Raw genomic sequence first — 13372 nt, 5'->3', positions numbered from 1 at the left:
AAAAGTGGAAAATGAAATTCAGAAAATATCAGATGAAAATAAAAATAATTATGGGTATCGAAGAATCACAATAGAATTACGCAAACGAGGTTTTATCGTCAATCATAAGAAAGTATTGCGTATTATGAATGAGCTTGGCCTTATATGCAAGAAATTCACACGTAAGTCTAGAAAGTATAATTCTTATAAAGGTTCAGTAGGTAAGATTGCAACTAATCGTATAAATCGTAGATTCAATACACCTCTTCCACGTCAAAAGATAACGACTGATACAACTGAATTAANAGTCTAGAAAGTATAATTCTTATAAAGGTTCAGTAGGTAAGATTGCAACTAATCGTATAAATCGTAGATTCAATACACCTCTTCCACGTCAAAAGATAACGACTGATACAACTGAATTAAAGTATTATACAAAGGATCAAAACGGGAAAGTTGTGATTAAAAAAGCATATCTTGACCCTTATTTAGATATGTTCAATGGTGAGATTCTAACGTATCAATTGTCAAAAAGGCCGAACGCGAAGGCAAAATTAGATGGATTAGAAGAAGTGGTCACAATTGCGAAGCAATGGCCTTATCGTACAACGGTTCATACTGATCAGGGCTGGGCGTATCAAATGAAAGCATTTAGTAAAAAGTTAAAAGACAATCGTATTTTTCAAAGCATGTCACGTCGTGGAAATTGTCTAGATAATTCACCTATGGAAAATTTCTTTGGGATAATGAAACAAGAAATGTATTATGGTATTGTATATGAATCATTTGAAGCATTAGAATATGCGATAAAGCAATATATTGATTACTACAATAATAAACGGATTAAAGAAAAATTGACTGGAATGAGTCCAGTTGAATACCGGAAACAAACCAGCCAATTATCTGCTTAATAATTTAGTCTAACTTTATGGGTTCAGTACAATGATTAATCATCCTTTTCCTTTTTCTTAATCGTCCACTTACATAATGGTTCGCCATCTGTAATACAAGTATGTGCAATTACCTCACTATCTGCAAAAATTTCCTCATACATCTTCTTTTCATTGTTACATACTTGCTGATAGCTTGAAGCAATATTGGCAATAGGACAGTGATAATTACGAATTTCTACAAGTCCATCCTCTATTTGTTCAACCTCAATCATGTACCCTTTCTTTTCTTGTAGCTTTGCCATTTCAGTTGCTTTGTCCTGTATATTATCCGCAGTCAATTCTGCTTGGAGATCCGTTTTTTCACGCGCTGCTCGTTTATTTAAAAGCGCAAGTACCGCATCTTTTCCTTGCATTTCCTCTAAATCCTGTAGAAGTTCGACTGGGAGCTGCTCATATTGATTTGGAAAAGTATCATGACCTAATTTAGATAAACTATACGTGTGATAAGGTCGACCAATTTTCTGCTTAATCGTATTCTTCTTAACTAGCCCTTGCTTTTCCAATTCCCGCACATGCTTACGTACGGCAATATCCGAAATTGGAAAAAACGCCGTTATTTCATCGATAGTCATTTCATTACATTTCTTTAGTGTCAGCAGTATCCTTTCCTTTGTAGAAACATGTTTATTCAACATGATCACCTGCATCATTCATTAGTGAATGCATTCGCAACACCTAACTCATTTTGTAAGTAAGTTCGGACATGGACACCAAACTGCTCAAGCATCGGTAAATGCTTATGTACCGTTTCGTACAATTGATCATGCTCTACCGCTATATACGCATTCACTAGCATTTTACGCAAGTGAATAATTTCCTTGTATTGATCTAATTCTCCTTTAGGTAAAACTTGTTCATCACCCAGGATGTCAATTATATCTGTATAACTACCTGGATCACGCATAATAAAACCGTCAATCATCATATTTCCAACATCTAAAATTGCTTCAATGATAACTTGACTTGCTCGTTCTAATGCCAGTTTTTCTCCAAAGGAATTGGGAGACATTTGTTTTACTTCTTCTAAAACACTATCCAAATACTGTAATATTTTCTCTATTTTAGTTCGATCGACAAAATACATCGTAACCCCTCCGTATGCAATCATTCACTCTTATCATATCATATGGGACTTTTTGAATGAACCTTATTTCCATTTCGAAAATATAACCAGCTAATTTTTGGAAGGAAAAATAATCGGCGATTTGCAAAAGCTATCAAAAGAAAGGGCGGTGCATCGTATGAAGGAAAAAGATAAAGAACAATACACGGACGTCTCTAGTGTTGAAAAACAACGGGAGAACTTAGTTCCAGAGGAATTTCCTGAAGGGCCATTTGGTTCTGCTATTCGTAGAGATGATCCAATCTTTAGTAAATCATCTTCATGGAAAAAAGGACAACGACGACAAAGCGCGTTTGTCTATGCAGATAAGGAGCAACACGATGATTTACCAAGACAAGCACCTGGTGCTCATCCCATCCATGATGAAGCTTGGGAAGAATAAGAACGGGAAAAGGGGCTCCTTTCATGCTAAAGCTGGAGACCCTTCTTCCTTTATTTCGTTATTTTATGAAGCACGAAATAGGCGCAACCGAAGTTACAGTATTCATATAAATAATCGTCTAATGCACTTATTTTCGTATCGTAGGTAGCCTTTGGATGACTATCTTCAAAGAATCCCTTTAATCGAAGCTGTTCATAGCCCCAATCTCCTACAATATAATCATATTTTTTTAAGATATCTGAATACCGTTCTTTTATTGCCTCTTCCTGAAATCCTTCTTTTATATTTTCTATGAGCTCATATTCTTTTCCAAATAATTCAATCAACTAACTTCACCCCACTTAAGCTGCCTTTAGTTTATCATATTTTCTATTTGTTCCACTACCTATATTGAATATTTACTTGTATGTTTTTGAAGCTTTATTCCAAACTAATTATAATATAGCTTACTTTAGGAGGTAAATGGGATGCGAACAAAACTTATATCCCTCTTCATCGTTCTTATTTTCTTAGTCGGATGTACAAATGGCAATGGCGCGTTGAATGAACGAGAAAAGCTTTCAAAAGAGCTTGATCCCGCCAGAAATCAAGAAAGCCCGGCTGATACCGAATTTGATAAAAGAATTGGATATGTAAATTACAAACGAGATCAACTAGAGCAAGATAGAGAAAACAACCCCACATTAACAATCGACCGTAATAAAATGGCTGACATGATTGCCCGAGTCATATTAAGGAATGAAGGATTCATTGAAATTGCAACACTTGTTACCGATAAAGAAGTCTTAATTGCTTATGAAAAAAATGAAGCTTTATCATCCAATGATGCTACTGATATGGCGAAGCGAACAGCACTGTCTATGATGCCAAGATATTTTAAAGTGTATGTTTCAGAGGACGCTTCACTAATTCCTTTTATTCAAAGCATGCATCATGACATGACTTCAGAAAGGGATTATCAACATACGTTAAAGCGCATCATCAATGAAATGAAACAATCTCCACAGGGATATGAACAAGATGCGAAGAACAAATAAAATAGAATACAAAGAAAAGGAGGTGACGAAATATGGTTAGCAAAAAGCTATTATACAGCTTTATCCCACTTATATTCATTTTTCTCACGAATCCTGTTCATGCAGCAGAAAAGCAATCTGACATTTATGAACAGCGAATGGCAGTATACAAAAAAACCGAAGCTCTAACACAGGTTCCCTGGTACTACTTAGCTGCCATTGATCAGTATGAGCGACAGATTCAAAAGGATAAGGATGATCATATTGTATCCATTTCTATTCCAGAAGAGATTTGGTATGGCCTTGGAAATAGTACATTAAGTAAGGATACCATTATAATAGACCTTTTTAATGGACAGGGTAAGGATGGAAATGGAGATGGAAAGGCTGATGCTGAGGATCCTGAAGATATTCTTTATACGATAGCAACAATCATTTTACAGTATGGTATCACAGATGATGAAATTCGTATTGCCCTATGGAATTATTATAAACGGGACTTAACCGTACAGACGATCAAAAATACAGCAAAGGTGTTGAAGAAATTCCAACACGTTAATTTAACAGATCGTGATTTCCCAGTTTCGATTCGTCACAATTACAGCTATCGAAGCACGTGGGGAGATAGACGTGGATTCGGAGGGCTACGAATTCATGAAGGAACGGATATTTTTGCTGGCTATGGAACCCCTGTAAAGTCAACAACATATGGAGTCATTGAAATGAAGGGATGGAATTTATATGGTGGTTGGCGAATTGGAATTCGCGATATTTTTAACATTTATCATTACTATGGGCATTTAAACGGCTATGCGGATAATATAAAGGTTGGACAAGTTGTAAAGCCTGGGGATGAACTTGGAAGTGTTGGTTCTAGTGGTTATGGCCCTCCAGGAACTTCCGGAAAGTTTCCTCCTCATCTACACTATGGTATGTATAAAGACAATGGTCATAGTGAATGGTCTTTTGATCCTTACCCATACCTTCGTAAATGGGAGCGAATGGCGAAAGCAAAATAACAACTAAACCAAATGTCATTCGCTTGAACATGCTTTAGATTAGAAAATAAGGCTAGAACAAATGATAGCTTCTAAATCAAAACCCGAATAACTGCATCGCAGTTTGAAAGTAGGTGCGCTTTCACCACAGGTACAGGCGCGATCTTTATTCGGATTCTGTCGATTAGAAATCTTTTGTCCTAGCCTATTCTATATCATTTAATTTGCTTCTTTCCCCTTTTTAACAGCATGCATAATACTTGCGGCTAAACCGCCCCATAGAATAACAATTCCTAAAATCATAACGGTAATTGCTCCACCACTCATTTATTTAGCCTCCTTCTTTTGTTCCATTTCAGAAGATGCAGAAGTAGCTTTCCATTTCGTCATGGCCATAATAACCCCGATGACAAGGGCACCAATGGCTACTGCCCAGCCTCCCCACATAATAAAGGCATCTTGATAGCCCTCATAGTTTCCAGTATCTGTATCAAACTCTTTCATAATATTTTGCTTTAATAAACCGAACATCATATATCCAAGAACAATCGGTGTAATAAAGCCAACACTTATTGTCCACCAAGAACCAAGACGAATATCCGAAATTTCATTTGCATGTGTTTGAAATTCCTTGAGCTTACGGAAAACCCATGCAATAAGAACAACTTCAACTAAGCCAAGCAACGCTACACCAAATTGATTAATAAAGTAATCGGCGGCATCTAGGAAGAATAGTCCTCCTTGTGTTGCAAAAAGCAAGGAAATAATTGCTGCCAGTCCGCCACCAAAAAGAACTGCTTTCGTTCTAGAAATCTTAAATTTGTCCACAAGTCCAGCAACATATGTTTCAGTGATCGACATGAGTGACGTCAATCCTGCAAGCACGAGTGATGCAAAAAACAGAAATCCAAAAAGCTCATTAAAGGCAGGGAACTGATTTATAATTTGTGGAAATACAATAAATGCAAGTCCCACTCCTCCATCAACTACTTTATCTACTGGTACACCAGATTGCGCAGCCATAAATCCTAAGATCCCGAATACCCCAATTCCAGCTAAAAGCTCAAAGCTTGAATTACCAAAGCCAGTAATAAACGCATTATTAGTAATATCCGACTTTTTTGGTAAATAGCTCGAGTACGTAATCATAATGGCAAATGCAATTGATAAACTAAAGAAGATCTGACCATACGCCGCTACCCAAACACCAGGTTCTAGTATTTTTGAGAAATCAGGCTTAAAGAAAGCTTCTAATCCATCAACTGCACCCGGTAGTGTGACCGCACGAATAACAATGATAAGAAAGATTATAAGTAAAGCAGGAATAAAAATGCGGTTAGCAATTTCAATACCTTTTTTAACCCCTTTAAATAAAATCCCTAATACAAGAATCCAAACAATGATTAATGGTATAAGAACACCCGGTACAAAGCTTCCCACTTGACCTGGATCAACTGTCCGATTTAAGTAATCTCCAATTAAAAAGGATGCTGTATCCTCGCCCCAATTTAAGTTAAATGAAAATACAGAATATGACATCGCCCATGCAATAATTACTGCATAATAGGTAGAAATTACAAATGATACAAGTACTGCCCACCAGCCAACAAATTCTGACTTCTTGTGAATCCGTTTAAATGTTAGCGGTGCAGATCCCCGATATTTATGCCCCATCGTAAATTCCATGATTAGTATCGGAATCCCTGCTGTAAGTAATGCAAAAAGATAGGGAATCAAAAACGCTCCCCCGCCATTTTCATACGCTGTTGCTGGAAAACGCCAAATATTTCCTAGCCCAACTGCTGAACCAACAGCTGCTAGAATAAACCCTGCTCGTGTTCCCCACTGTGAACGAGTTTCCATACATGTACCTCCCCTTTTTGTCTCATCTCATTACTCGCTAGTCCTACACGAATAATAAGTTAAGTTTTAATATTTTATGTTTTCAGATATTATTTTAGATTATAACGGTACTTTTATACTATGTCAAAACTTTTATAATATAATATATTTTACTATTATTTTGTATAGTTAAAATAATTTATTTGATTACTAAAAAAGCTTCCACCAAGTTGGTGAAAGCTTTTAGTAACAATATCTAGGATTGCGTATTTGTTTTCGTTAAGAAATTGTGAAGCAATGCAACGGCAATAATGGTCGCAAGTGCAACAATGATTCCTAAGAACATTTGGCTCGTCCAGCCAATAACAACGTATCCAATAGCTGACGCAAATGCAGCAAGTAATGCATATGGCAATTGGGTCAAAACATGATCAATATGGTTGGCACCTGCACCAGTAGAAGACAATATCGTCGTATCAGAAATTGGTGTACAATGATCGCCAAACACAGACCCTGCTAAAACTGCCGATAAAGCCGGGAGCAATAAGGTTACATCTGTGAGCACAGCTACTTCTGCCGCGATCGGAAGCATAATTCCAAACGTTCCCCAAGAGGTTCCTGTTGCAAGTGACATAAAACCTGCAATTAAGAAGAACAATAATGGAAGTAACGTTGGACTCATATTCGCCCCACTCACGAGTTGTGCTAAATATTCTCCTGTTTTTAATGTCCCGATAATCGAACCAATCATCCATGCAAGCAGCAAAATATAGATTGCAGGAAGCATCGTTTTGATTCCTTCTACTACAATTTTTGCTGTGTTTGCCTTTGGACTTGGCTGTAGCATATGAAACATATATGCAATAGCTACAGAAGCAACGCCACCAATAAATAAAGATAGATTTACATTTGTATTTGCAAAAATCGTTAAGATCGTAACATTGCCTTCAGCTGCACTTGCCTGTGCTCCAGTTATTACCATCGTAACAATTGTAAAAACGATAAGTACTAAAATTGGAATAAATAAATGATATACTTTTCCACTCTTGTGTGCTGAAAAGGTTTTTGTTAAATCGCCTGGAACATCTGGTTTATCTGGACTTAATAATTCCCCTGTTTCCACAGCACGCTTTTCATGCTTCCGCATTAGTCCGATGTCCATCTTAAAATAAGCTACGATGAACACGAGTAATAACGCTGATAATGCATAAAGATTATATGGAATCATTTTCACAAACGCTTCAAGTGGTGGATAATCGGAAATTCCATTTGCAGCAAATATCCCACCAAGAATACCAATAATGTAAGCACCCCAACTAGAAATAGGTGAAATTACAGTTACAGGAGCAGATGTCGAATCAATAAAGTAGGCAAGCTTTGCCCTTGAGATTCGATGGCGATCAGTAAGTGGACGAGCAATTTGTCCAACAGCTAGACTATTAAAATAATCGTCAATGAAAATGATAACTCCTAAGGCAGCCGTTGTCACTTGGGCTCCCGTCCTTGTTTTAACGCGACGAATCATCCATTCGCCAAAGGCTTCGCTTCCTCCTGAAGCTTGCAAAAATGCAGTAACAATTCCAAGAAGTAATAAAAAGCTAAGCAAGAGTATATTTCCTATATTCCACGTTCCATCCGAAATAAAAATGGTATAAAACACGGTCCAAATTTCTTGAATCGCTTGTACCGGGTGAAAGCTATGAATAAATAAAGCACCGATAAGAATTCCGATTCCAAGTGATAGTAATACTTTACGAGTTAATAATACGAGTAAAAGCATTATTAGGGCAGGTATAATCGAATAAAAAGTTCCTTCCAATGTTGTCTCCTCCGTTTCTACATGGTCATTCATTGTAAAATAAGCTTTTCTAAGAGCACATGGAGGTAAAAAACACAAAAAGACAATGATAGAAAATAACCTACCATTGCCTTTTGTATGCAATATACGTTATCCTCCATTTCGATCAGTAGTTCTCCATGCACTAATTCCAAGCATGACAGTATGCTCCTTTTTCAAGAACATCCCAGCAATAATAAGTTTGACCCTTATTATACTTCGGCAAACAATCCTTTTATCAATGGTCATCGTTGTCATCCTCGCATTGATTACTCATATTGGCTGCGCCTCTACCTCACCGATCTGAGGTTGATTATGAAATTTTATAAACCACTTTATACTATACTAGATTCAATCATCTTTTTGCAAGTCTTTTTTCGGAACGGAAATGGAAGGACCATCCGTACCACCACCATAAAACTCTGGAACCTCGCCCATGACAAGGTGCTTATCGATTAATATTTTCGTTTCTACTTTTGTTACGTCGGTTGTAAAAGGAATTACGATCTGTACATCTGCTTCTACAAGTACATAAAGCGTAATAAAAATGTTATTAATGCCAAATTCCTCTCGTACATCCACAATATCTGTTTGCACACTTCCTACAAGCTCTAGATTAACTGGAACCTTAGGACCCAAGTTGGCGAAAAGAGCATTTCCTGTCGCTTGCCCTATCGGAATTTCAATAACAGTTGGATCTCTTTCCACTAATTCGTCAACTGTATCACCATAAACACTTGGCTCATCTAACGGATCCTCGTAATTTGGTGGCTCGCCACGGTTCATCGTGCGAAAAAATTCTTCTACACGATCCGTTGCCGCTCGATTTATTTTATTTACAATTGAAGCATCCCAACCAACAACAGATACATTTCCATTGTTATCTGTTGTCATATCTGCAATATCTTCAAAGGTGTAATTCTCAGCAAACTTAACCGCTGCATTAATTGCTCGTGTTGCAAATTCCTTCGTTTTCCGATCAGCGATTTCCATGATCGTTGGCTGGATTCCCTTGTCTATCCAAATAAGGCTAAAAACAGTCATACAAATAAATATAATAAATGACACCATTAATATATTTCCTACTGGAGGCGGTGTTCTTCTTTTTTGAAATCGGACTCTGCGGATCATAACAAAACCCCCTTGAAATCAATCTATGCTTGTTTCAAGGAGGTTAGAATCGCGAAATATCCCCTTCAAGGTAGATAAAACAACTTTCTATTACCGCGATCCTTTTGCTACAAACAAGCTTCTCTCATTAAAGTATCATTGTAACCTCAATATAATCAAATCCTCGATATGGCAACGCAATTAATCCGGAAGCTTTAATAATGCCTCTTTTCCAATCATACCAGCCTCCCAGCCGTAAACGTCCGAAGCTTTTGTTACCTTTTCTAATGGAGCTGACAACAAGTCATCAATTGTTCTCACTCCTGATGCACGACCTGCTATTACTTTACGATCAGCAAGCTTTTCATCCAATACATCAACATCTAACGCAGCACACATTATATATCCAATGTCATTCGAAACAATGAGCAAATTGGTTTTTGGTAATTCTACACGCGTTGCAATAAAGGTTCTTCCATCCAACTGAATTGGTTTTACATCCATCATCCGCAATTTCCTCCTTATTCACTGCTTTACAGTATATATATGCAAAAAGAAGGCGCTAGTGAGCGACCTTCTCCTTAAGCATTCGTATATTTTTTCTGTAACGTATATGATAGGATATCTCGTAAAAATTCTGGTAACATGTATTCCTTTGTTTCTGATTTCGCAATTTCAGGTAACAACCTACCAAATGTAAACGTATCTGCAGTCGCGACTCGATAAATGCGGTCGCCATCAATTTCTGCCCCATTAAATAATACCGTTTTCACATATTCATGCCCGTTCGCATGCCTCTCGGTCACAACGTCAATTCCAGAAAAGATCATCCTACCAATTACTTCGCCGCGAAATCCAAATCCTTTTAGCTTAAGCTCCATGAAATCCTTCGTCAGTGAAGCTCTTGTTACTTCCAACAGCTCACTACCGCTCAATGTAACAACACATGGATTAATCGGATGTGGACAAATCCGATGCACATCCTTATACGTCACAGCACCGGCTGGGAGCTGATCGAGCAACACTCCGGCATTCAGCATCGCGCAATCCGCATTTGTCCAAGCCTTGAGCATATCTGTAAGATCCTGCATAATTTGCGTATGTGAAAACCACCTTACCTCCAGCGGATGATCGATATGGACAATTGTTTTTTCCAGTATTGTATTCGCCTCTTCTTCTAATACTGCTAATTTTTGCTCTGTAGCCAAATCCTTTGGTTGATTCAGTATATCGATAGCATAGGCTTCCTTGTTTACAAGACATCGCTTAGCATGGTCCCACGTTAAAATAACCTCGCCGACAAAAGCACAATGCTTTCCCGCTGCAGTAATTAATATGTTATTTACATACTCGCCGTTCCGAAGCAAATGATGTGTATGTCCACCAATAATTAAATCAATCTCTGGAAACCGCCGAGCAATTTCTTCATCCTCTGACAGCCCTAAATGCGAAAGCAAAATAATAACGTCTGTTTCTTGCTTTAAGCTTTGCACATACGTTTTCAGTGCCTCATATGGAGCAGAAACATGCCAATCTAATAGCTCATAATAATCATTAAATGGAGCAGTTAATCCGATTATCCCTACTTTCACGCCTTGATTAGAGGTGAACGTAACATGGGGCTTTAGCCACTGAGGAGCAGTTGCCTTTTGACTATGTAAATTTCCACAAACAACTTGAAATGAAGCATCGTCATAAAGCTGTTCCAAGTCTTCATGTGAAACCGTGATTCCTTCATTATTTCCAATGGTGACAGCATCATAGCCAGCTTCATTCAATAATGAAACATTCGCCTTTCCCATAAAAGCCTCTGCAATTGGATGTACACGATCAACGTGGTCCCCAACATCAAATAACCAGCTTGTTTCATTGGCAGCTATTCGATCTGCTTTTTCTTGCTTAAAAAAGCTTGTAACACGCGACCAATGATCAAACTTACTATGTAAATCATTCGTATAATAAATGAATAATTTTTCTAGCATATGGCTTGCTCCTTATCCTAAACCTTCTGTAATTAATCGTACCCCAATCAATATAAGCATAATCCGTAAAATCCATTCTAGTGTTTTTCCTTGTAGCTTTTGATTCACATAAGCTCCAAGCTTCCCACCAAGATATGCAGCTGGAATAAAGAAAAATACATATTCCCAATTAATATGTCCAAGTGCAATGTGTGTACTAGCGCCAATAATGCTAATGAAGAAAATCATAAACATCGATGTCGCTGTTGCAATATGGGCAGGAAATCCAAATAATAGGATCATCGCTGGAACCATGATGGAGCCACCACCGATACCGAACATGCCAGATAGCATTCCAACAAAGAAAGAAAGAACAAAAGCAAAGACTAGGTTTACAGTGTAATGGTATGTTTGTCCATCCACTTGAAAAGTACGAATCCGCTTGCCGTTTGCCTTACTTTTTTCTGATGGCTGCTTTCGTTTAAGAAAAAACAAAAGCGAAATGAGGATTGTTAATATCCCAAAATATAAAGAAAAGTAATCCGCATCAATAAACTGATTTAGCCAAGAACCGAGAATCCCACCCGGAATACTTCCCGATATAAATAATAAGCCTGTCTTATAATCAACTCTTCCTGCTCTGTAATAGGCGATGGTTGATGAAAGTGCGGTAAAAATCATAACAATTAACGACAATCCAACAATTGCTTGCGGGGTTGCCCATGCAAAAGCAGCACTGTATTGATGTAAAAATAATAAGATTGGGATGAGGATGACGCCGCCTCCCAATCCAATTAAGCTTCCAAAAAACGCCGTAACAATTCCGATGAGAATACAAATGAGGTATACCAAAAATAAAACGCCTTCCTTCTAGCATAATGATGCATTGTTTATTCTTCTATAGTAGCATTTTAGGAAAGCATTTGCCTAGAATTCAATCCACACTCCCAATAAAGGAAGTGACGAGATCCACTATGTCCTTTAATCGTCCCATTTACAATTTCAATCCACACTCCCAATAAAGGGAGTGACGCTACCAGGTGTGGTAGCCGTTTGTATTTTATGGATTTCAATCCACACTCCCAATAAAGGGAGTGACAATATAAAATGCAGACAGTCTACGTATTCTTCTAATTTCAATCCACACTCCCAATAAAGGGAGTGACTCATAACTAAAAATGCGTATTCTTCAACGCAGGATTTCAATCCACACTCCCAATAAAGGGAGTGACGCTGACGAAAAGGTAACCATATGTAACTGGAAAGAATTTCAATCCACACTCCCAATAAAGGGAGTGACTCGGATGATGATTTGCCATTTTGAGGAGGGGATTATTTCAATCCACACTCCCAATAAAGGGAGTGACTTCTAGCTTTGCTAGTCGTTCCGTTTCGGTTATCATTTCAATCCACACTCCCAATAAAGGGAGTGACAAGCTTGAAAAAATTTGGTTTATTGTCATCTGCATTTCAATCCACACTCCCAATAAAGGGAGTGACAAACTCACTTAAACGAATTGCCTTTAACTCGTTAATTTCAATCCACACTCCCAATAAAGGGAGTGACAAGCTTGAAAAAATTTGGTTTATTGTCATCTGCATTTCAATCCACACTCCCAATAAAGGGAGTGACTGTTGCGTAATAGAGTGCAAAAGCTCAATTGGTCATTTCAATCCACACTCCCAATAAAGGGAGTGACTGAAGCTCGTATATATGATGCTTATGTACATCATATTTCAATCCACACTCCCAATAAAGGGAGTGACTTTGTTCAAACAGCTCACTTTTATCAGTTAGTGTATTTCAATCCACACTCCCAATAAAGGGAGTGACACAGACAAAGGGTCAGGAGCACTAAAAGATTACACATTTCAATCCACACTCCCAATAAAGGGAGTGACCTTTTATTGGATTAATGGAATTGAGTCCTTGTGGATTTCAATCCACACTCCCAATAAAGGGAGTGACTGCACAGTCTCAAGAAGAAATGCTAGCTATACAATTTCAATCCACACTCCCAATAAAGGGAGTGACTTAAAGAGAATATCCTCTATCCATCTAGGTTTAATTTCAATCCACACTCCCAATAAAGGGAGTGACGTTTTATTACGCATTTCCGGCAACATCGGCTCTTGCATTTCAATCCACACTCCCAATAAAGGGAGTGACA

General features: G+C 37.8%; 14 protein-coding genes, 1 pseudogene, 1 CRISPR repeat array and 1 riboswitch (1 of these 17 cut by a window edge). Of the genes and pseudogenes, 5 read left to right on the top strand and 10 right to left on the bottom strand.

Features of this window, described 5'->3' with window-relative positions; genetic code table 11:
• Nucleotides 1-4: 4 nt before the first annotated feature.
• Both QBK89_RS13975 and QBK89_RS13970 read left to right on the top strand, forming a co-directional pair.
• On the top strand, nucleotides 5-292 hold the full coding sequence (locus tag QBK89_RS13975) for an IS3 family transposase (RefSeq protein WP_481937840.1): 288 nt from the start codon (nucleotides 5-7) through the stop codon (nucleotides 290-292).
• A pseudogene (locus QBK89_RS13970) lies at nucleotides 288-890 on the top strand (IS3 family transposase); the annotation flags it as partial. The gene QBK89_RS13975 and the pseudogene QBK89_RS13970, both read left to right, overlap by 5 nt.
• Nucleotides 891-925: 35 nt before the next feature.
• Here QBK89_RS13970 and QBK89_RS13965 read toward each other — a convergent pair.
• Together QBK89_RS13965 and hepT are read right to left on the bottom strand one after the other, a co-directional pair.
• Entirely contained in the window at nucleotides 926-1567 is a 642-nt protein-coding gene (locus QBK89_RS13965; protein ID WP_284141672.1) for a helix-turn-helix transcriptional regulator, read from the bottom strand.
• Nucleotides 1568-1578: 11 nt separating this feature from the next.
• Entirely contained in the window at nucleotides 1579-2016 is a 438-nt protein-coding gene (hepT, locus tag QBK89_RS13960) for a type VII toxin-antitoxin system HepT family RNase toxin (protein ID WP_284141671.1), read from the bottom strand.
• Between the two features lie 157 nt (nucleotides 2017-2173).
• Here hepT and QBK89_RS13955 point away from each other — a divergent pair, with 157 nt between their 5' ends.
• The gene (locus QBK89_RS13955; protein ID WP_284141670.1) at nucleotides 2174-2437 is read left to right on the top strand and encodes a hypothetical protein; all 264 of its coding nucleotides are present in this window, start codon (nucleotides 2174-2176) and stop codon (nucleotides 2435-2437) included.
• A gap of 50 nt (nucleotides 2438-2487) precedes the next feature.
• On the opposite strand, the gene QBK89_RS13950 is transcribed toward QBK89_RS13955, so the two are convergent.
• The gene (locus QBK89_RS13950; protein ID WP_284141669.1) at nucleotides 2488-2763 is read right to left on the bottom strand and encodes a YutD family protein; all 276 of its coding nucleotides are present in this window, start codon (nucleotides 2761-2763) and stop codon (nucleotides 2488-2490) included.
• 141 nt (nucleotides 2764-2904) lie between these two features.
• Between QBK89_RS13950 and QBK89_RS13945 the strand changes: the two genes are divergently transcribed.
• Entirely contained in the window at nucleotides 2905-3474 is a 570-nt protein-coding gene (locus tag QBK89_RS13945) for a YhcN/YlaJ family sporulation lipoprotein (RefSeq protein WP_284141668.1), read from the top strand.
• A 32-nt stretch (nucleotides 3475-3506) separates the two neighbouring features.
• Entirely contained in the window at nucleotides 3507-4472 is a 966-nt protein-coding gene (locus tag QBK89_RS13940; RefSeq protein WP_284141667.1) for a M23 family metallopeptidase, read from the top strand.
• Nucleotides 4473-4670: 198 nt separating this feature from the next.
• On the opposite strand, the gene QBK89_RS13935 is transcribed toward QBK89_RS13940, so the two are convergent.
• The 7 genes from QBK89_RS13935 to QBK89_RS13905 form a co-directional block, all read right to left on the bottom strand.
• Nucleotides 4671-4778, bottom strand: a complete 108-nt coding sequence (locus QBK89_RS13935; RefSeq protein ID WP_284141666.1) for a methionine/alanine import family NSS transporter small subunit — start codon at nucleotides 4776-4778, stop codon at nucleotides 4671-4673.
• Entirely contained in the window at nucleotides 4779-6314 is a 1536-nt protein-coding gene (locus QBK89_RS13930) for a sodium-dependent transporter (protein ID WP_284141665.1), read from the bottom strand. It abuts the gene before it with no gap.
• A 235-nt stretch (nucleotides 6315-6549) separates the two neighbouring features.
• Nucleotides 6550-8112 (bottom strand): Na+/H+ antiporter NhaC family protein, encoded by a 1563-nt coding sequence (locus QBK89_RS13925; protein WP_284141664.1) that lies wholly within the window; start codon nucleotides 8110-8112, stop codon nucleotides 6550-6552.
• Nucleotides 8113-8253: 141 nt separating this feature from the next.
• A riboswitch (Lysine riboswitch) is annotated at nucleotides 8254-8431 on the bottom strand.
• A gap of 50 nt (nucleotides 8432-8481) precedes the next feature.
• On the bottom strand, nucleotides 8482-9261 hold the full coding sequence (gene yunB, locus QBK89_RS13920) for a sporulation protein YunB (protein WP_284141663.1): 780 nt from the start codon (nucleotides 9259-9261) through the stop codon (nucleotides 8482-8484).
• Nucleotides 9262-9441: 180 nt separating this feature from the next.
• Complete coding sequence (locus tag QBK89_RS13915) at nucleotides 9442-9747, bottom strand: YunC family protein (protein ID WP_284141662.1); 306 nt, start codon at nucleotides 9745-9747, stop codon at nucleotides 9442-9444.
• A gap of 74 nt (nucleotides 9748-9821) precedes the next feature.
• Complete coding sequence (locus QBK89_RS13910; RefSeq protein ID WP_284141661.1) at nucleotides 9822-11222, bottom strand: bifunctional metallophosphatase/5'-nucleotidase; 1401 nt, start codon at nucleotides 11220-11222, stop codon at nucleotides 9822-9824.
• A 12-nt stretch (nucleotides 11223-11234) separates the two neighbouring features.
• Complete coding sequence (locus QBK89_RS13905; RefSeq protein ID WP_284141660.1) at nucleotides 11235-12053, bottom strand: sulfite exporter TauE/SafE family protein; 819 nt, start codon at nucleotides 12051-12053, stop codon at nucleotides 11235-11237.
• 79 nt (nucleotides 12054-12132) lie between these two features.
• A CRISPR array of direct repeats spans nucleotides 12133-13372; the repeat unit is 33 nt; unit sequence ATTTCAATCCACACTCCCAATAAAGGGAGTGAC; it runs 1142 nt beyond the window's last position.

The sequence above is a fragment of the Virgibacillus sp. LDC-1 genome, assembly GCF_030137545.1.
Lineage (GTDB): Bacteria > Bacillota > Bacilli > Bacillales > Amphibacillaceae > LDC-1.
The sequence above is the reverse complement of the archived record's forward strand: the minus strand, read 5'-3'. Positions and strand labels throughout refer to the sequence as shown.